The organism is Plasticicumulans sp. (genome assembly GCF_035331805.1).
Classification (GTDB): domain Bacteria; phylum Pseudomonadota; class Gammaproteobacteria; order Competibacterales; family Competibacteraceae; genus Plasticicumulans.
Genome location: NZ_DAOLKE010000025.1, coordinates 1 through 20,057 on the forward strand (window position 1 = coordinate 1; position 20,057 = coordinate 20,057).

General features: G+C 68.0%; 13 protein-coding genes and 1 tRNA gene. 9 read left to right on the forward strand and 5 right to left on the reverse strand.

Annotated elements, in window-relative coordinates; all coding sequences use genetic code 11:
- Positions 1-25 precede the first annotated feature (25 nt).
- From PKE44_RS03505 to PKE44_RS03525, 5 genes are all read right to left on the reverse strand, one after another.
- On the reverse strand, positions 26-2,635 hold the full coding sequence (locus PKE44_RS03505; protein ID WP_324548288.1) for a glycosyltransferase: 2,610 nt from the start codon (positions 2,633-2,635) through the stop codon (positions 26-28).
- Between the two features lie 269 nt (positions 2,636-2,904).
- A complete protein-coding gene (locus PKE44_RS03510; RefSeq protein ID WP_324548289.1) occupies positions 2,905-5,130 on the reverse strand; it encodes a methyl-accepting chemotaxis protein in 2,226 nt (741 codons plus the stop codon).
- Between the two features lie 209 nt (positions 5,131-5,339).
- Positions 5,340-5,416, reverse strand: a tRNA-Met gene (locus PKE44_RS03515).
- Positions 5,417-5,477: 61 nt separating this feature from the next.
- Positions 5,478-6,014 (reverse strand): FlgO family outer membrane protein, encoded by a 537-nt coding sequence (locus PKE44_RS03520; RefSeq protein WP_324548290.1) that lies wholly within the window; start codon positions 6,012-6,014, stop codon positions 5,478-5,480.
- On the reverse strand, positions 6,011-6,688 hold the full coding sequence (locus PKE44_RS03525; protein ID WP_324548291.1) for a hypothetical protein: 678 nt from the start codon (positions 6,686-6,688) through the stop codon (positions 6,011-6,013). Before PKE44_RS03525 ends, PKE44_RS03520 begins: the two co-directional genes overlap by 4 nt.
- A gap of 321 nt (positions 6,689-7,009) precedes the next feature.
- Between PKE44_RS03525 and PKE44_RS03530 the strand changes: the two genes are divergently transcribed.
- The 9 genes from PKE44_RS03530 to PKE44_RS03570 all read left to right on the forward strand — a co-directional run bounded on the left by PKE44_RS03530 (position 7,010) and on the right by PKE44_RS03570 (position 19,997).
- Entirely contained in the window at positions 7,010-9,175 is a 2,166-nt protein-coding gene (locus tag PKE44_RS03530; RefSeq protein ID WP_324548292.1) for an adenosylcobalamin-dependent ribonucleoside-diphosphate reductase, read from the forward strand.
- Positions 9,176-9,245: 70 nt separating this feature from the next.
- Positions 9,246-9,677 carry a DUF29 domain-containing protein gene (locus PKE44_RS03535; protein ID WP_324548293.1) on the forward strand — a complete coding sequence of 144 codons (432 nt, stop codon included), beginning with the start codon at positions 9,246-9,248 and terminating at the stop codon, positions 9,675-9,677.
- 122 nt (positions 9,678-9,799) lie between these two features.
- Positions 9,800-10,654 carry a pyruvate, water dikinase regulatory protein gene (locus tag PKE44_RS03540; RefSeq protein WP_324548294.1) on the forward strand — a complete coding sequence of 285 codons (855 nt, stop codon included), beginning with the start codon at positions 9,800-9,802 and terminating at the stop codon, positions 10,652-10,654.
- A 272-nt stretch (positions 10,655-10,926) separates the two neighbouring features.
- Positions 10,927-11,910: a malate dehydrogenase gene (locus PKE44_RS03545; RefSeq protein WP_324548295.1), complete on the forward strand. Its 984-nt coding sequence runs from the start codon at positions 10,927-10,929 to the stop codon at positions 11,908-11,910.
- Positions 11,911-12,369: 459 nt separating this feature from the next.
- The gene (locus PKE44_RS03550; protein WP_324548296.1) at positions 12,370-14,262 is read left to right on the forward strand and encodes a propionate--CoA ligase; all 1,893 of its coding nucleotides are present in this window, start codon (positions 12,370-12,372) and stop codon (positions 14,260-14,262) included.
- A gap of 393 nt (positions 14,263-14,655) precedes the next feature.
- Positions 14,656-15,543, forward strand: coding sequence for a methylisocitrate lyase (prpB, locus tag PKE44_RS03555; RefSeq protein WP_324548297.1), 888 nt, complete (start codon positions 14,656-14,658; stop codon positions 15,541-15,543).
- A gap of 33 nt (positions 15,544-15,576) precedes the next feature.
- Positions 15,577-16,731, forward strand: a complete 1,155-nt coding sequence (prpC, locus tag PKE44_RS03560) for a 2-methylcitrate synthase (protein WP_324548298.1) — start codon at positions 15,577-15,579, stop codon at positions 16,729-16,731.
- A gap of 2 nt (positions 16,732-16,733) precedes the next feature.
- Positions 16,734-19,349: a Fe/S-dependent 2-methylisocitrate dehydratase AcnD gene (acnD, locus tag PKE44_RS03565; protein WP_324548299.1), complete on the forward strand. Its 2,616-nt coding sequence runs from the start codon at positions 16,734-16,736 to the stop codon at positions 19,347-19,349.
- A gap of 258 nt (positions 19,350-19,607) precedes the next feature.
- On the forward strand, positions 19,608-19,997 hold the full coding sequence (locus PKE44_RS03570; RefSeq protein ID WP_324548300.1) for a DUF559 domain-containing protein: 390 nt from the start codon (positions 19,608-19,610) through the stop codon (positions 19,995-19,997).
- The last annotated feature ends 60 nt before the right edge of the window (positions 19,998-20,057 follow it).

Here is a 20,057-nt window from a genome sequence, read left to right on the forward strand (position 1 = left end):
CGCCGAAGGCCGCGCGGCCGGAACTTCAGCCAGCGGCGAGTGCCGCCGGCGCGGCCGGCTCGCTGTCGCGCGTGCCGCCGGGCAGCGCGCTCGCGATCGAGTGCAGCACGGCCGCCGCGTACGGGATCGACTGCACGAGCAGGATCACGATCCAGAACGTCACCTCGCGCACGTGCAGGCCGTATTCGAGGCCGACGCCGAAGGCGCAGGTCCACAGCGCCAGCAGGATCAGGCCCTCCTCGCGCGCCATCAGCAGGCCGCGCACCAGCGCCGCGCTGTTCTCGCCCTTCGGCGTGCGCAGGAAGGCGCGGCCCTTGGTGAACAGGCCGGCGAAGATCGCGCGTGCGATCGAGTGCGTCAGGCCCATGCCGGCGACCGCCGCGCCGAGGCGCTGCGACAGCGAGCACGGCACGCGCGCGGTGTAGAGCACGAAGCTGTGCATGATCTTGAACGCGAACATGCCGAGCGTCGGGAACAGGAACACCGCCAGCGGGAACTCGAAGTACTGCGGCAGCAGCAGCAGGCCGACCGACCACAGCATCGCCGAGATCGTGAACACCAGATGCAGCGCATCGGCGAACCACGGCAGCCAGCCGGTCACGAAGTGGAACTTCTGCGAGGCGGTCAGCCGCCCGGTGCCGCCGAGGAAGCCCGGCAGCATCCACTTCCAGTAGCGCTTGAGGATCTGCACCGCGCCGTAGGCCCAGCGGAAGCGCTGGCCCTTGTAGGCGCCGAAGGTGTCGGGCGCGACGCCCTTGCCGAAGGCGTGGTTGACGTAGACCGCCTCGTAGCCTTCCTCCATGACGCGCAGGCCGAGTTCGGAGTCCTCGCAGATGCACCATTCGGCCCAGGGGCCGGAGGCGTCGATCGCAGCCTTGCGGATCAGCGTCATCGTGCCGTGCTGGATGATCGCGTCGCGCTCGTTGCGATGCACCATGCCGATGTTGAAGAAGCCCGAGTACTCCCAGTTCGCCCACTCCGTGAAGCGGTCGTGCTGCCAGTCGCGGTGATCCTGCGGCGCCTGCACGAAGCCGACCTTCGGATCGTCGAAGTACGGCACCAGCGAGCGCAGCCAGTCGGGCGTGACCAGATAGTCGGCATCGATGACGCCGACGATCCTCGCCGACGGATGCGTGCGCCGGAGGCCGAAGTTCAGCGCCCCGGCCTTGAAGCCCTTCCAGGGCTTCAGGTGCATGAAGCGGAAGTGCGGGCCGAGCTTCGCGCAGTGCGCTTCGAGCGGGCGCCAGACGGCCTCGTCCGGCGTGTTGTTGTCGATGACCAGCACTTCGAAGTTCGGGTAATCGAGCGCGGCGAGGCTGTTGAGGGTCTCGATGACCAGCTCGGGCGGCTCGTTGTAGCAGGCGAGGTGCAGCGACACCATCGGCCAGTCGGTGCGCGCCTCATGGCCGGTCAGCGGCTTGAACGCGCGCTTCCAGTCCTGCTTCCACAGCACCTCGGTGAACTCGAAGCCGTTGATCAGCGCCACCAGCAGCAGGCCGATCTGCGCCGGCAGCAGGATGCCGAGCAGCAGCAGGCCGAGGTCGGTCAGGTACAGGTGCGCGGGCACGAACAGCGTCCACACCAGCAGCGAGGCGCTCGCCTGGATCAGCACCGCGAAGAACAGCTGGCCGTGGGCGCGCAGGTTGCGGAAGCGCAGCCCGAACAACACCATCGGCAGCAGCGCGACGCAGGCGGCGAGCACGGCCTGCGAGTTCCAGCTCGCGTCCTCCTCGATCAGCCCGCTCATCGGGAACTTCGGCTCGCGGCTGGCGCTGAACACGCCCCAGTAGGCGCCGACCGAGCCCTCGATGCCCTTCTTCCACGGCTGGTCGAAGGCTTCCATGACGAAGTAATCCATGCCGTTCTCGCTCGCCTCGTTCAGGAAGCGGCGGATGAAGCGCGCCTCGTGCGCGAGGCTCGGCACGGCGGCACCGACGCGGTTGCCCTCGCTCGGCCAGCCGACCTCGGAGATCAGGATCGGCTTGTCCGGATAGGCGGTGCGCAGCTCGTTGTAGCGGCGCGTCACGTATTCGACCGCCTGCTCGAACGGCACCTTCTCCCAGTACGGCAGCAGCTGCACGGCGATGAAGTCGACCTCCTGCACCAGCTCCGGGAAGCGCAGCCACACGTGCCAGGGCTCGGCGGTCGATACCGGCTTGTTGACGGCCTTGCGCACCTGACGCAGGTACTGCGCGAGTTCGCGCACGGTCAGGTCGGCGCGCAGGATCGCCTCGTTGCCGACGACGAGGCGCGTGACGTTGTCGTAGCGCTTGCCGAGGTCGATGAGGCTGTCGATCTCGCGCTTGTTCAGCTCGGTGCGCTGGTCGAGCCAGGCGCCGAGCGTGACCTGCAGGCCGTGCTTCTGCGCCAGCGCCGGAATCACCTCCAGGCCGTCGATCGCCGAATACGTGCGCACGCTGCGCCCGTACTGCGCGAGCAGCGCGAGATCGCGGTCGATCGCCTCGGGCTTCGGCATGCGGCTTTCGAGCGGGTTGTCGTCGCGCCCGTACGGCGAGTACGAGAAGCCGTTGATCATGCCGTGCCAGGGTTCCTCGGCGATCGGACGGTTGAACGCCGCCCAGATGCCGAGGTTGGCGGCCACGACCAGCAGGACGATGAACAGATTCTTGCGCATGCGCGGAACCTTCGGGACGGTTCGGAGGGGAGGGCGGAGGCAGCGGAAGGCCGCGGGTTCGGACCGCGACGCGAGGCGGGACGTTCGCCGCGCAAGGGGCGCGGCGGCGGCGGGGGATTCTAGGAAGGGGCCGCCGCTGCTGTCGAGCCGGCGGCCGGCCGGCCCGGCGGCGGGCTCAACCGCTCACACCAGAGCGCTGCGCTTTTCAGCTCGTCCCTCGCGGGGGAGGGGGTGGGGAGAGGAAATCATGCAATCCCCTGTGATCGGCATCACTCGCTGCGGATCGCGCTGATGAAGCGGTCGACCTCGCGGCGCAGGTCCTCGGACTGGCGGCTCAGCTGGCGCGAGGCTTCCAGCAGTTCCTCGGACTGGCTGCCGGTGTCGGTGGCCGCGTGCGTGACCTCGCCGATGTGGCGGCTGACCGTCATCGCGCTGTCGGCGGTCAGCTGCACGTTGCGGGCGATCTCGCGGGTGGCGGCGCTCTGCTGCTCGACGGCCGCGGCGATCGCGGTGGCGATGTCGTTGACGGTCTGGATCACGCTGCTGATCGTGCCGATCGCGCCGACCGTGCCGTCGGTGGCGGTCTGGATGCCGCCGATCTGCGCGGCGATCTCCTGGGTCGCCTGCGCGGTCTGCTTGGCGAGTTCCTTGACCTCGGTGGCGACCACCGCGAAGCCCTTGCCGGCCTCGCCGGCGCGCGCCGCCTCGATGGTGGCGTTCAGCGCGAGCAGGTTGGTCTGCTCGGCGATGGTCTTGATCAGGTCGACGACCTCGCCGATGCGCGCGCCGGCCTCGGCGAGACCGCGCACGGTCGCGTGTGCGCGGTCGGCTTCGCCGACGGCCTGACCGACGACGCCGGTCGCCTCGCCGACCAGCCGGGCGATGTCGCGGATCGCGGCTTCGAGCTGGCTGGCGGCGCCGGCGACGGTGCCGACGTTGTCCGAGGCCAGCTCGGCAGCGTCGGCGACGGTCGCGGCGCGCGAGCGGGTCTCGCCGGCCGTGCGCGCCATGCGCTCGGCGGTGCGCTCCAGCCCGTCCGCGGCCGAGGTCACGGCATCGAGCCTGCCGGCGGCTTCGCGGCCGAAGTGGGTGGTGAGCTGCGTGATGCGTTCGCTGCGCGCCTGCTGGCGCTGGCGCTCCTGCTCCTTCTCGGTCTCGCGCTGCACGCGCACGGCTTCCTCGGCGGCGCGCACGCGTTCCTTCTCGGCCTCGCGCTCGACGCGCAGCGCCTCGTCCTCGCGCGCGCGGCGCGCCCGCTCGGCCTCGGCCTCGGTGCGGGCGCGGTCCTGCTCGATGCGCAGGCGCTGGGCTTCGAGCGAGTTGCCGCGCAGCACCTCGACGGCGCGCGCCAGATCGCCGATCTCGTTGCGCCGGCCGGTGTCCGGCACCGGCGTATCGAGCGCACCGCCGGCGAGCGCGGTCGTGGTCGCGGTCAGGCGGCGCAGCGGCGCGACGATGCCGGACATGACCACCCAGATCGCCAGCGCGATCAGCGCCAGGCAGAAGGCGGCCAGCGCGATGAAACCGCTGGCGCTGCTCGCGGCGGTGTCGCGCGCGCTGCCCGCCTGGTTGCCGGCTTCCTCACCGACGGCATCGACCAGCGCGATGATGGTGTCGATCGCCTGTGTGGCGCGCGCAAACCACTCGCCGGCCGGGAACGGATAGTCCCAGCCGAGCGTGCCGGCCTCGATGACCTGATGGCGGGTCTGCTCGAAACGCTCGAACACCGACTCGCGCACCGTCGCGACCGCCTGCACGAGGCCGGCGTCGTTGTCGCCCTGGCTGGCGAGCTGTGCGACGCGCTCCCAGGCCAGTTCGACGCGCCCGCGCATGCGGCCGAGCCGTTCAAGATCGGCGGCCAGCATCGGCTTGCCGGCGGCGATGATGCCGGCGATGACGGCGCGCTCGCGCCCCATGTATTCGCTCATCTGCCACGCGAAGTGGCGCAGCGCCTGCAGGCGCGCGAGGCGCATCGACGCCGATTCCGGCTGCCGGTCGATCTCCAGCGACAGGCGTTCGGTGGCCTCGACGCTGGCGGTGATGCCGGGCAGCCAGTCCTTCAGCAGCGCCGCATCGCGCTCGGCGCGCGGGCGGGGCAGGTCGCGGTCGACCCGCTCGCGCAGCGTCCTGAGCCGGCTCCAGGCGGCGTCGGCATCGGCGAGCAGCTTCTGCTCCCGGGCTTCCAGGGTTTCGTTACGCAGCGCCGCCAGCGCCTGGCCCGCGGCGGTGTCGGCCTGCTCGCGGTAGCGCCGGATCGCCTCGCGTGCCTGCGCGGTGATGGCATCGGCAGCGTTCAGGGCGCCGTTGGTCGCGCCGCGTTCCCGGGCCCAGTTGGTTGTCGCATTGGCGAGCAGTGCGGCGGCGGCGTTGTGCCGCCAGGCTTCGGCGGCCTGCTCGCTGCGACGGCGGGCATCGAATCCGTCGTTGACGGTCAGCGCCAGCAACAGCGCGGACAGGACGAGGATCAGGGCGAGCAGTCGGCTGCGGATCGACATCGGCTTGCACTCCGGCAAATTTCAGCAGAACCACGTATCGGCCGGCACGGACCGCTGCTTGAGCAGGGCGGCCGGACGTCGGGAGGAGTGCAGCGGACCCTGGGGGAGTGCCAAGTCTGGTCGCGTGCGGGGCAGACGCAAGGGCAGACCCGCACGGACGCACAAAGGCGAAGGCCCGGTACCGATGTTCGGTACCGGGCCTTCGGATTTGGTAGCGGGGGCAGGATTTGAACCTACGACCTTCGGGTTATGAGCCCGACGAGCTACCAGACTGCTCCACCCCGCAACTGATGAATCGCACTATACAGGTGCGATTCTGGCTTTGCAAGCTTTTTGCATCAGCCCCATTACTGTGCAGAAAGCAGCGCACGGGTGTCAGGACCGAGCGGCAGCGTGTAGTCGTACGAGGCGATCACGACGCCATCGAGCGCGCGGATCAGCCGGGTGCTGACGTACACCGACTCGCGCCCGATGGCGTAGGTGCCGGCCGCGAGCGCTGCCGCGCGGTGGGTGCGGCTGAGATCGCGCACCGAGCGCGACAGCACGAACTCGCCGTTGTCCTGCTCGATGAAGACGTTGTTGCGCGTCTTCATCTCGATGACGGTCAGGCCCTGCTGCGCCAGGCGCGACGAGATCTGTTCGGAGGTGATGCGCCCGAAGGCCGACGAGCTTTCCAGCGCGTTGATGTTGACCAGGCTCGCGACCAGCACCGGCTGCGCCTCGCGCTTGATCCACGAGGCCTGGCTGATCAACTGGTCGGCGGCCGTGTAGCTGGCGGCGACGATGTTGCTGTCCTGGATCGGCGGCGTCGAGCAGGCGGCGAGTGCGACGGCGCAGAGCGCTGCGGCCAGCAGCCGGCGGAAGCTTGCAGGGAGCGGGATCATCGACCGACCACCTCGATCCGGCGGCTCAGGTCGGGCGTGACCGGAGCCGGCATGTCCGGCAGGTACTGGGCGACGTTCTCGTCGCTGACGTAGTAGATGTCGCGCAGCCGCGTGCGGTACATCGGGCCGTCCATGACCGAGGTGCTGACGATGATCTCGGTGTTCGGTGTCTCGTAGATGCCGCCGGAGAGGAACTCGCCGGCCGTCAGCAGGATCGCGCCGGCACCCATCGCCGCGTGTGTGCTGCGCGCCGCGAGTCCGCCGAGGGCCGCTGCGCCGCCGACCGCGACGAAGGAACCCGGCTGCGGGCGCATGTCGCGACAGGTGTGCTGGACGACCTGGGTCTTCAGGTCGACCTGCAGTGCACCGTGCATCGGCACGGCGCTGACGCCGAAGCCGAGCGACACCAGATGCGTGACGACGAGATCGTGCAGCGCGTAGTCGAAGGTCGTCACCGGCCGCGGCGGCGTCACGTACAGCGACACCGGCCGGTCGCTCGGCAGCTGCGTGCTCAGGCGCTGCGCCACGTGCATGGCCAGCAGATCCCAGTGGTGGGCGGCCTGCATCTTCTTCTGGTAGCTGAGCGGGTACGACTCCGGCATCGGCACCTGCGAGCAGGCCCCGAGCGTGGCAGCCGCAGCCAGCGCTGCGAGCGTAACGACTATGGATTTCATCGGGCGTCCTCGGGTCGGAAGGGCTGCGCGTTCCGTTCTCGTGTGCAGCGTGACGCGGCTTATAGCACCGGCCTTGCCGGGCTTTCCAGCCGCCCCCCGCCGTGTGGCGGGAAGGCCCTCGCGCACGGCCGGCCGCGGCTGCGGTGAGGGTCGGAGGCCGGTCGGGTGGGAACACAAGTTCTCGCGATTTCAAGTCTGGCAGGACACATCATCTTGTGGTCCGATGCGCCCCTGTCCTGCCGCGGCGATCCTGCCGCACCGCTGCGCAGCGCCGGTTCCGGCCGCTGCCGCATCCCCAGCAAACCACGGAGGTAGTCCCGAGTGTCCACCACGACCGCTCGCCCGAAAGCCGTTGCCGCGCCCCGCCGCGGCGTCGCCGACATCGACCTGCAACCGGCGTCCTTCGACATCTGGGACAAGAAGTACCGGCTCAAGGCGAAGGACGGGCGCGTCATCGATGACACCGTCGATCACACCTGGCAGCGCGTCGCGCGCGCGATTTCCGAGGTCGAGGCGACGCCGCAGGCGCGCGCGCACTGGTACGAGCGCTTTCTGTGGGCGCTGCGTCACGGTGCGATCCCGGCCGGGCGCATCACCTCGAACGCCGGTGCCTGGGAGCACAAGCCCGCGACCAGCACGATCAACTGCACGGTCTCGGGCAGCATCGAGGACTCGATGGACGACATCCTGCAGAAGGTGCACGAGGCCGGCCTGACGCTGAAGGCCGGCTGCGGCATCGGCTACGAGTTCTCGACGCTGCGCCCGCGCGGTGCCTACGTCTCGGGGGCCGGTGCCTACACCAGCGGCCCGCTGTCGTTCATGGATATCTACGACAAGATGTGCTTCACGGTGTCCTCGGCCGGCGGCCGGCGCGGCGCGCAGATGGGCACCTTCGACGTCACGCATCCCGACGTGCAGGAGTTCATCAAGGCCAAGCGCGAGGACGGGCGCCTGCGCCAGTTCAACCTGTCGCTGCTGGTCACGCAGGAATTCATGGAGGCGGTGAAGGCCGACGGCGAATGGAAGCTGTCGTTCCCGGTGCGGCGCAAGGAGGCCGAGGCCGACGGACTCGACCTCACGAACCCCGAACTCGTCTGGCGCGAATGGCCGATCCACGAGGGGCTGGTGGTCAACGACGCCGGGCTGGTGGCCTGCAAGGTCTACAGGACGCTGAAGGCGCGCCGGCTCTGGGACGTGATCATGTCCTCGACCTACGACTACGCCGAGCCGGGCTTCATCCTGATCGACAAGGTCAACGAGATGAACAACAACTGGTGGTGCGAGAACATCCGCGCCACCAATCCCTGCGGCGAGCAGCCGCTGCCGCCGTACGGTTCCTGCCTGCTCGGCTCGGTCGACCTGACGCGCTTCGTGCTCGAACCGTTCACCGAGCGTGCGCGCTTCGACTGGGACACCTACCGCGAGGTGGTGTCGGTGTTCACGCGCATGCTCGACAACGTCGTCGAGATCAACGGCCTGCCGCTGGAGCCGCAGCGCGCCGAGATCACCGGCAAGCGCCGTCACGGCATGGGCTATCTCGGCCTCGGCTCGACGATGACGCTGCTGCGCATGCGCTACGGCTCGGCGGAATCGCTGGCGTTCACCGAGCAGGTCACGCGCGAGATGGCCGTCGCCGGCTGGCGCACGGCGCTGGAACTGGCGCAGGAGAAAGGTCCGGCCCCGGTGCTCGCGGCCGAATACGTCGTCGATGGCGAGATGCTGCGCAAGCGCCCGGAAATGGCGCGCGACGGTTTCCAGGCCGGCGACCGCGTGCCGGGCCGTGTGCTGCATGCAAAGTACAGCCGCTACATGCAGCGTCTCGCCGGGGTCGAGCCGGCGCTGGTCGAGGCGCTCGCGAACGTCGGTGCACGCTTTACGCACCACACCTCGATCGCGCCGACCGGCACGATCTCGCTGAGCCTCGCCAACAACGCCTCGAACGGCATCGAACCGAGCTTCGCGCACCATTACGCGCGCAACGTCATCGTGCCGGGCAAGAAGAGCAAGGAGAAGGTCGATGTCTGGTCCTTCGAACTGCTGGCCTACCGCGAACTGGTCAATCCGCAGGCGATGCCGTATTCCGGGGACGCCGCCGCGCAACTGCCGGAGTACTTCATCGCCGCCGATGACGTGACGCCGAAGCAGCACGTCGACGTGCAGGCCGCCGCGCAGAAGTGGGTCGATTCGAGCATCTCGAAGACTGCGAACGTGCCGACCGATTTCCGCTACGAGGATTTCAAGGACATCTACCTGTACGCATACGAACAGGGCCTGAAGGGCTGCACGACCTTCCGCTTCAACCCCGAGGCTTTCCAGGGCGTGCTGGTCAAGGAGAAGGATCTCGAAAACACGCTGTACCGCTTCACGCTCGCCGACGGTCAGGTCGTCGAGGTCCGCGGCAACGAGCAGATCGAATACGACGGTGAACTCCACACCGCGGCCAATCTGTTCGATGCGCTGAAGGAAGGGTATTACGGCAAGTTCTGAACGGTGAGTCCTGCGCATCCGGCGGCCGGACTGCCGGGTGCGTGACGGGCGGGGGGCAGGAGTGGGCAGCGTGCGATACGAGTCGGATTTCGTGGACTGGACCTTCGAGCAGGCGCGGCTGCTGCGGGCGGGCGACTGGTCGGCTCTCGACGTCGAACGCATTGCAGAGGAGCTGGAGGCCATGGGGCGCAGCGAGCGTCGGGCGCTGGTGCATCGTCTCGAAGTGCTGCTGATGCATCTGCTGAAGTGGCAGTTCCAGCCCGGCAGACGCAGCCCGAGCTGGCGCAGCACGATCCGCATCCAGCGCATCGAGGTGGCCGAGCTGCTGGCCGACAATCCGAGCCTGAAGCCGCAGCTCGATGCCTTTCTGGCGCAGGCCTATCGCAAGGCCCGCCTGCTGGCGGCGGGCGAGACCGGACTCGATGAAGGCGGGTTTCCGCAGACGAGTCCGTACACGGCCGCCGAGGTCATCGACGAGGCCTGGTGGCCGGGCGCGCCGTAACCACGACCCTGATCTCCCGGTGCCGGGGCATCCATGTCGCAGCGCGCAACGCCGCCGCGCCGCCTGCGGCGTTCCGCGCTAGCATCCAGCGCATTCCCCGTCCTCGCCGCTGGAGCCCGCCCATGTCCCTGCCCAAGCGCATGGCCTTCTTCGTCTCCGATCGCACCGGCATCACCGCCGAGACGCTCGGGCACAGCCTGCTGACGCAGTTCGAGTCGCTGAACATCGAGAAGCAGGCGGTGCGCTTCGTGGATACGCCCGAGCGGGCGAAGGCGCTGCGCGATCGCATCGACCGGCACTTTCGCGAGGACGGGCTCAAGCCGCTGGTGTTCTCGACGCTGATCGCCGAGGAGACGCGCGCGATCGTCAAGCAGGCGAACGGCCACTTCATCGACTTCTTCGAGGTGTTCATCGGGCCGCTGGAGCAGGAACTCGGCGTCAAGTCCTCGCTGACCGCCGGACGCTCGCACGGCCTGACCGACATGGTCGAGTACTCGCGGCGCATCGACGCCGTGAACTTCACGCTGAACCACGACGATGGTTCGACCACCGCGCATCTGGCCGAGGCCGACATCATCCTGGTCGGCATCTCGCGCACCGGCAAGACGCCGACCTGCCTGTACCTGTCGCTGCACTACGGCATCCGCGCCGCCAACTTCCCGCTGACCGAGGACGACCTGGAGGACATGAAGCTGCCGAACAGCCTGCGCCCCTACCAGGACAAGCTGTTCGGGCTGACCACCGACCCGATGCGGCTCGCGCAGATCCGCCACGAGCGCATGCCGAACAGCAAGTACTCGTCGCTCGAACAGTGCGACTACGAGACCCGCCAGGCCGAGGCGCTGTTTCGCAAGCTCGGCGTGCCGTACCTGCGCACGACGATGAAATCCATCGAGGAAATCGCGACGACCATCATCGACATGGCCGGGCTCGAAAAGCGCAAGGTGCGGCCGCACCGGCCGCAGGCGCACGTCTGATTTTCCGCGGGCTTGCAGCGCGCCTCCCTGACCGGCGCGGTTGCATTTGACGGCGCATCATGCAGGATATGCCGCGGTCCGGAGCCCCGGGGTACAACGGGGCGCGCGTCCAGGCAAGGGGGGTGCCGAAATCGCTCGGCATCTGAATCTGGCGCCGGTGAGCATCATGCTCTCGCCGGCGCCGAGGGTTTGCTCGCAAGCAGCAGACTTTTCAGTGCGGGTCCCGCCCGATGCGGGGCCACAAACGCAGAACGACTTAGGAGCGCAATGACATGAAGAATCCGGTTCGCGTCGCCATCACCGGTGCCGCCGGCAACATCGGTTATGCCATGGCTTTCCGCATCGCCGCCGGCGACATGCTGGGCCCGGACCAGCCGGTCATCCTGCACCTGCTCGAAATCACCCCGGCGCTGCCGGCGCTGCAGGGCGTCGTGATGGAGCTCAACGACTGCGCCTTCCCGCTGCTGGCCGGTGTCGTTGCCACCGACAAGCTCGAAGAAGCCTTCAAGGATGTGAATTACGCGCTGCTGGTCGGCGCCCGTCCGCGCGGCCCGGGCATGGAGCGCAAGGACCTGCTGACCGCCAATGGCGCGATCTTCGGGCCCCAGGGCAAGGCGCTGAACGATGTCGCCTCGCGTGACGTGAAGGTGCTCGTGGTCGGCAACCCGGCCAACACCAACTCGCTGATCGCCCAGTGCAACGCCCCGGACCTCGATCCGAAGCAGTTCACGGCGATGACCCGCCTCGACCACAACCGTGCGCTGTCGCAGCTCGCCGAGAAGACCGGCGTGCACTTCAACTTCATCAAGAAGATGACGATCTGGGGCAACCACTCCAGCACCCAGTATCCGGACATCTCGCAGTGCACCGTCGACGGCAAGGCTGCCGCCGAGCTGGTCGACAGCGACTGGTACAAGAGCACCTTCATCCCCGACGTGCAGCAGCGCGGCGCGGCGATCATCAAGGCCCGCGGCGCCTCGTCGGCCGCCTCGGCCGCCTCGGCCGCGATCGACCACATGCGTTCGTGGGCGCTCGGCACCGCCGAGGGCGACTGGGTGTCGATGGGCATCCCGTCCGACGGCTCCTACGGCATCGCGCCGGGCGTCATCTACTCGTATCCCTGCGTCTGCAAGGACGGCAAGTACGAGATCGTCCAGGGTCTGCCGGTCGATGAGTTCTCGCGCGCCAAGATGGACGCCACCGAAGCCGAACTGCGCGAGGAGCGCGCGGCGATCGAGCATCTGCTGAAGCCGTGATCCGGCCTGCAGCATTGACGTTGACGTAAGCGTCAACCTCCGACAAGGCGCCCTGCGGGGCGCCTTTTGTTTTGGCCGTCTTCCGCAGTCCTGCCGTGCGGCCGGCCGGCGACGCTTCGCCGGCAGCTGCGGCCTTCGGAATATTTTCCTTTTCATTCATGAAATTGCCATGCAGCGCCTGCAGGCTCGCGGTCGCGGCACGTCCGCAAGCGAGAGCGGCTCCTATGTTGTGCATTGACACATCCAATGTGACGTAAGCGAAACAATTGAGTTAGCTTATCAATGCCCGGTGCAGCTTCGTTCCGACGGGCGCAACACAACAACAAACGGTTTCCGCTGCCGCCCTCCGCTGATCCGGAAGCGCGCAGGCCGGAAACCGCGGGCGCACCTGCCGCCCCTGCCGCCGCAAGGCGGCAACCCACGACCGATGCCGTACCAGAGATTTGGAGGGGAAACGGGATGACGTACGAAACTTTCCACAAGCGATCCATCGACGACATGGAAGGCTTCTGGGGCGAGCAGGCCGGCCTGATCCACTGGAACAAGCCGCCGCAGCAGGTGCTCGACTATTCCAGACCGCCGTTTCGCAAGTGGTTCGTCGGCGGTGAGACCAACCTCTGCTACAACGCGGTCGACCGTCATCTGGCTGCGCGCGCCGATCAGCCGGCGCTGGTCTACATCTCGACCGAAACCGAAGAGACGAAGTCGTACTCGTTCGCCGAGCTGCACCGCGAGGTCAACCGCACCGCGGCGATCCTCGTCGCGCTCGGCGTCGGCAAGGGCGACCGTGTCGTCATCTACATGCCGATGATCGCCGAGGCGCTGTTCGCGATGCTGGCCTGCGCGCGCCTCGGGGCCGTGCACTCGGTGGTGTTCGGCGGCTTCGCGTCGCACAACCTCGCCGTGCGCATCGACGATGCGCAGCCGAAGCTGCTCGTCACCGCCGATGCCGGCATGCGCAACGGCAAGCCGGTGCCGTACAAGCACCTGGTCGACGAGGCCTGCGCGCTCGCCAAGTACCCGCCGCAGCACGTGCTGATCGTCAACCGCGGCCTCGACCCGCAGATGCCCATCACCGAAGGCCGGGATGCCGACTACGCGACGCTGCGCGAGCAGCATCTCGACGCCGAAGTGCCGGTGACCTGGGTCGAGTCGAACGAGCCGAGCTACATCCTCTACACCTCCGGCACCACCGGCACGCCGAAGGGCGTGCAGCGCGACACCGGCGGCTACTGCGTCGCGCTCGCCGCGTCGATGAAGCACATCTACAACGCCAATCCCGGCGAGACGATGTTCACGACCTCGGACATCGGCTGGGTCGTCGGCCACAGCTACATCGTCTACGGCCCGCTGATCCACGGCATGACGACCATCGTCTACGAGGGGCTGCCGACGCGGCCCGATGCCGGCATCTGGTGGAAGATCGTCGAGGACTACAAGGTCACGACGATGTTCAGCTCGCCGACCGCGGTGCGCGTGCTGAAGAAGCAGGACCCGGAGTACCTGCGCAAGTACGACCTCTCGACGCTGCGCTACCTGTTCCTGGCCGGCGAGCCGCTCGATGAGCCGACCTCGCGCTGGATCAGCGATGCGCTCGGCGTGCCGGTCATCGACCACTACTGGCAGACCGAGACCGGCTGGGCGATGTTGACCTACCTGCCGGGCGTGGACCTGAAGCCGAACCGCTTCGGCTCGCCGGGCTTCCCGAACTACGGCTTCAACATCCGCGTCATCAACGAAGCCACCGGTGCCGACGCCGAGGCGAACGAGAAGGGCGTGCTGGTCGTCGTGCCGCCGCTGCCGCCGGGCTGCCTCACGACGGTCTACGGCAACGACGAGCGCTTCGTGAAGAGCTACTTCAGCCAGTTCAAGGAGCTGCTGTACACCTCCTCGGACTGGGCCGTGCGCGATGACGACGGCTACTACTTCATCCTCGGGCGCACCGACGACGTCATCAACGTCGCCGGCCACCGCCTCGGCACCCGCGAGATCGAGGAAGCCGTGCAGGCGCACGCGGCGATCGCCGAGGTCGCCGTGGTCGGCATCGCCGATCAGCTCAAGGGTCAGGAGGCCGTCGTGTTCGCGACGCTGAAGAACCCGGCGCTGGTCGAGACCGAGGAAGGTCGCGCGAAGCTCGAAAAGGAAGTGCTCGCCAAGGTCGTCGAGCTGCTCGGCCCGGTGGCGCGTCCGAAGCACGCCTACTTCTGCCAGACGCTGCCGAAGACCCGCTCCGGCAAGCTGCTGCGCCGCTCGATCCAGGCGCTGGCCGAAGGCCGCGACCCGGGTGACCTGTCGACGCTCGACGATCCGAACTCGCTCGACGAGGTCCGGCGCGCGGTCGGTCGCAGCTGAGGCCGCGGGGCGGCGCGCGGCGGATCGCATCCTGCCGCGCGCCACCGCCCCCGGGCCGCGCATCACCCGGCCCATCAGCAGACATCTTTCAGACATCTTCAGACATCTTGAGGGGGGCCTGCACCGGGGACGACGGTGCGGGTTGGCAGTACGCGGCCGGAGGTCGGGCGATGCCGGGGGGCGTCGCCTTGCATGCCGGACGGCCGTGCAGGGTCCGTGATGCCGGGCATAACCGGTGCACGGGCCGGCGGCGGGGCGCCGGAGGTGCCAGCCGTGGGGAACGGTGCGCAAGCGCGCCGTGGCGGTCCCCCGTCCGGGGGGGCGGGGGACCGTTTTCCGATGTTCATCCGGCGGCGCGCGATCCGTGCCGCCTGCCATCCGAGGTCAAGCGAAATGAGTGAGCTGAAGTCCGCCGGTGCACGTTTCCGTGCCGCCGTTCGTGAGGAGCGCCCGTTGCAGGTGGTCGGGGCGGTCAACGCCTATTTCGCCCGGCTCGCCGAACACTCGGGCTACAAGGCCCTGTACCTGTCCGGCGGTGGTGTCGCGGCCTGCTCCTGCGGCATCCCGGACCTCGGCATCACGACGATGGAAGACGTGCTGATCGATGCGCGGCGCATCACCGATGTCACCGACCTGCCGCTGCTCGTCGACATCGACACCGGCTGGGGCGGCGCCTTCAACATCGCCCGCACCGTGCGCGAGCTGACCCGCGCCGGCGTCGCCGCCGTGCACATCGAGGACCAGGTCGCGCAGAAGCGCTGCGGTCACCGCCCGAACAAGGCCATCGTCTCGCAGGCCGAGATGGTCGATCGCGTCAAGGCCGCGGTCGATGCCAAGACCGACAGCAACTTCGTGATCATGGCCCGTACCGACGCGCTCGCCGTCGAGGGCCTGCAGTCGGCGATCGACCGTGCCTGCGCCTGCGTCGAGGCCGGTGCCGACATGATCTTCCCGGAGGCGATGACCGATCTCGGCATGTACCGCCAGTTCGCCGAGGCCGTCGGCGTGCCGGTGCTCGCCAACATCACCGAGTTCGGCTCGACGCCGCTGTTCACGACCGACGAGCTCGGCGCCAACGGCGTCAGCCTCGTGCTCTACCCGCTGTCGGCCTTCCGTGCGGCTTCGAAGGCGGCGCTGAACGTCTATCAGCAGCTGCGTGCCAGCGGCACCCAGCAGGGCGTCGTCGACACGATGCAGACCCGCGCCGAACTCTACGAGCACCTCGGCTACCACGCCTACGAGCAGAAGCTCGACGCGCTGTTCAGCAAAGACGCCAAGTAAAGCCGCGCTCAACCGACATCGGAGTCCCCAGCCATGACCGAATCCACGCAGGTCCTGCCCAAGGCCAAGAAGTCCGTCGCGCTGTCCGGCACCGCCGCCGGCAACACCGCGATCTGCACCGTCGGGCGCACCGGCAATGACCTGAACTACCGCGGTTACGACATTCTCGATCTGGCCGACAAGTGCGAGTTCGAGGAGATCGCGCACCTGCTGATCCATCACAAGCTGCCGACCGCGAGCGAGCTGAAGGCCTACAAGGCCAAGCTCAAGGCGCTGCGCGGCCTGCCGCTGCCGGTCAAGGCGGTGCTGGAGCAGATTCCGGCCGCCGCGCACCCGATGGATGTCATGCGCACGGCCGTCTCGACGCTCGGCTGCGTGCTGCCGGAGAAGGACGATCACAACTCCGCCGGTGCGCGCGACATCGCCGACCGCCTGATCGCCTCGCTCGGCTCGATGCTGCTGTACTGGTACCACTACAGCCACAACGGCAAGCGCATCGAGGTCGAGACCGACGACGAGTCGATCGGCGGCCACTTCCTGCGCCTGCTGCACGGCGAGCGCCCGAGCGAGCTGCACGTGCGCTCGATGCACACCTCGCTGGTGCTGTACGCCGAGCACGAGTTCAACGCCTCGACCTTCACCGGCCGCGTCATCGCCGGCACCTCGTCCGACCTGTACTCGGCGATCACCGGCGCGATCGGCGCGCTGCGCGGTCCGAAGCACGGCGGCGCCAACGAGGTCGCCTTCGAGATCCAGCAGCGCTACGACAACCCGGAAGAGGCCGAGGCCGACATCCGCGAGCGCGTCGAGCGCAAGGAAGTCGTCATCGGCTTCGGTCACCCGGTCTACACGATCTCCGATCCGCGCAACAAGGTGATCAAGGAAGTCGCGCGCACGCTCGCCGCCGATGCCGAGAACTTCAAGCTGTTCGACATCGCCGAGCGGCTCGAAACCGTCATGTGGGACGCCAAGAAGATGTTCCCGAACCTCGACTGGTTCTCGGCCGTCTCGTACCACCTGATGGGCGTGCCGACGGAGATGTTCACGCCGCTGTTCGTGATCGCGCGCACCACCGGCTGGGCCGCACACGTCATCGAGCAGCGCGAGGACGGCAAGATCATCCGCCCGAGCGCCAACTACATCGGCCCGGAAGACCGGCCGTTCGTCGCGATCGAGGACCGCAAGTGACCATGAACACTGCCTATCGCAAACTGCTGCCGGGCACGAAGCTGGATTACTTCGATGCGCGTGCCGCCGTCGATGAGATCAAGGCCGGGGCCTGGGCGACGCTGCCCTACACCTCGCGCGTGCTGGCCGAGAACCTCGTGCGCCGCTGCGAACCGGCGATGCTGCGCGATTCGCTCAGCCAGCTGATCGAGCGCAAGCGCGACCTCGACTTCCCGTGGTTCCCGGCGCGCGTCGTCTGCCACGACATCCTCGGCCAGACCGCGCTCGTCGACCTCGCCGGCCTGCGCGACGCGATCGCCGATCAGGGCGGCGATCCGGCCAAGGTCAATCCGGTGGTGCCGACGCAGCTGATCGTCGATCACTCGCTCGCCGTCGAGTACGGCGGCTTCGACCCCGAGGCCTTCGACAAGAACCGCGCGGTCGAGGAGCGTCGCAACGAGGACCGCTTCCACTTCATCGACTGGACGCGCACGGCCTTCCAGAACGTCGACGTGATCCCGGCCGGCAACGGCATCATGCACCAGATCAATCTGGAGAAGATGTCGCCGGTGATCCAGGTCCGTGACGGCGTCGCCTTCCCGGACACCTGCGTCGGCACCGACAGCCACACGCCGCACGTCGATGCGCTCGGCGTCATCGCCATCGGCGTCGGCGGACTCGAAGCCGAGACCGTCATGCTCGGACGCGCGTCGATGATGCGCCTGCCCGACATCGTCGGCGTCAGGCTCACCGGCAAGCGCCAGCCCGGCATCACCGCCACCGACATCGTGCTGGCGCTGACCGAGTTCCTGCGCAAGGAGCGCGTGGTCGGGGCCTACGTCGAGTTCTTCGGCGAAGGCGCCGAGAGCCTGTCGATCGGCGATCGCGCGACCATCTCGAACATGTGCCCGGAGTACGGTGCGACCGCCGCGATGTTCTACATCGACGGCCAGACCATCGATTACCTGAAGCTGACCGGCCGCGAGCCGGAGCAGGTGGCGCTGGTCGAGCAGTACGCGAAGACGCTCGGCCTCTGGGGCGATGCGCTGGCAAGCGCCGAGTACGAGCGCGTGCTGACGTTTGACCTGTCGACGGTCGTGCGCAACATGGCGGGGCCCTCGAACCCGCACAAGCGCCTGCCGACCTCGGCGCTCGCCGAGCGCGGCATCGCCGACGAAGCCAAGCTCGCGCAGGCGAGGGCCGAGGAGGCCGACGGCCTGCTGCCCGATGGCGCGGTCATCATCGCGGCGATCACGAGCTGCACCAACACCAGCAACCCGCGCAACGTCGTTGCCGCCGGCCTGCTGGCGCGCAAGGCCAATCAGCTCGGCCTGACGCGCAAGCCCTGGGTGAAGTCCTCGTTCGCGCCGGGTTCGAAGGTCGCGAAGCTGTATCTCGAAGAGTCCGGCCTGCTGCCGGAACTCGAAAAGCTCGGCTTCGGCATCGTCGCCTATGCCTGCACGACGTGTAACGGCATGTCCGGCGCGCTCGATCCGAAGATCCAGCAGGAGATCATCGACCGCGACCTGTACGCGACCGCCGTGCTCTCCGGCAACCGCAACTTCGACGGCCGCATCCACCCGTACGCCAAGCAGGCCTTCCTCGCCTCGCCGCCGCTGGTCGTCGCCTACGCGCTCGCCGGCACCGTGCGTTTCGACATCGAGCAGGACGCGCTCGGTTTCGATGCCGATGGCAGGGCGATCACGCTGAAGGATCTCTGGCCGAGCGACGAGGAGATCGACGCCATCGTGGCCAGCTCGGTCAAGCCCGAGCAGTTCAAGCAGGTCTACATCCCGATGTTCGACCTCGGCACCGTCGAGGCCGCCAAGAGCCCGCTGTACGACTGGCGTCCGCAGTCGACCTACATCCGCCGTCCGCCGTACTGGGAAGGCGCGCTGGCCGGCGAGCGCACCCTGAAGGGCATGCGTCCGCTCGCGGTGCTGCCGGACAACATCACGACCGATCACCTGTCGCCGTCGAACGCGATCCTGCTCGACAGCGCCGCCGGTGAATACCTGGCGAAGATGGGCCTGCCGGAGGAGGACTTCAATTCCTACGCGACGCACCGCGGCGATCACCTGACCGCCCAGCGCGCGACCTTCGCGAACCCGAAGCTCGTCAACGAGATGGTCGTCGTCGATGGCAAGGTCAAGCAGGGATCGCTCGCGCGCGTCGAGCCGGACGGCACGGTCATGCGCATGTGGGAGGCGATCGAGACCTACATGGATCGCCGCCAGCCGCTGATCATCATCGCCGGTGCCGATTACGGTCAGGGCAGTTCGCGTGACTGGGCGGCCAAGGGCGTGCGTCTGGCCGGCGTCGAGGCCATCGTCGCCGAGGGCTTCGAGCGCATCCACCGCACGAACCTGATCGGCATGGGCGTGCTGCCGCTGGAATTCCAGCCCGGCACCGACCGCAAGACGCTCGGCCTCGACGGCACCGAGACCTACGACGTGACCGGCGAACGCAAGCCGCGCACGACGCTGACGCTGGTGATCCACCGCCGCAACGGCGAAACCGTCGAAGTCCCGGTCACCTGCCGGCTCGACACCGCCGAGGAAGTCTCGATCTACGAGGCCGGCGGCGTGCTGCAGCGCTTTGCGCAGGACTTCCTGGCGTCGTCTTCGCAGGCAGCCTGAGTAGTCCGTCCGCAGGCGTCGGTCGCAGCGGCTAACCCCTCTCCCCAACCCCTCTCCCGCAAGGGGAGAGGGGCTTTGGCAGCAACGGTCTGACCTGGATCAGCACCGGTTGCGGAGCAGGAAAAACGGCTGCGATCAAACCCGGAGCACGGCCTGATAGCCCCTCCCCCCTCGCGGGGGAGGGGTTGGGGAGAGGGGGAAAACCTCACCCCATCTGCAAGCCTTGAAGATTCATCCGCCACCGTCAGGAGGCTCCCGATGCAAGCCAGCGATCAGGCCCGCCATCTGCGCCGGGTGATGACCGATGCCGAACGCCGGCTCTGGCTGCATCTGCGTGCTCACCGATATGTCGGCCAGAAGTTCCGTCGTCAGCAGGCGCTCGGTCCTTATATCGTCGATTTCGTGCATTTCGGTGCCCGTCTGATCGTCGAGGCCGATGGCAGTCAGCACGGTGAACGGGATCAGGCGCGCGATGCCTGGCTTGTGGCGCAGGGCTTCCGGGTTTTGCGCTTCTGGAATCACGACATCCTGAACCGCACGGACGCGGTGCTGGATGCAATCGGTGCGGCGATCGTCGAGGCCGCCGTCCCCTCTCCCCCAACCCCTCTCCCGCAAGGGGAGAGGGGAGCCACAGCCCCGGAGTCATGAACCCGATGGCCTTCGCACCCCAGATCAAGATTCCCGCCACCTACATCCGCGGCGGCACCA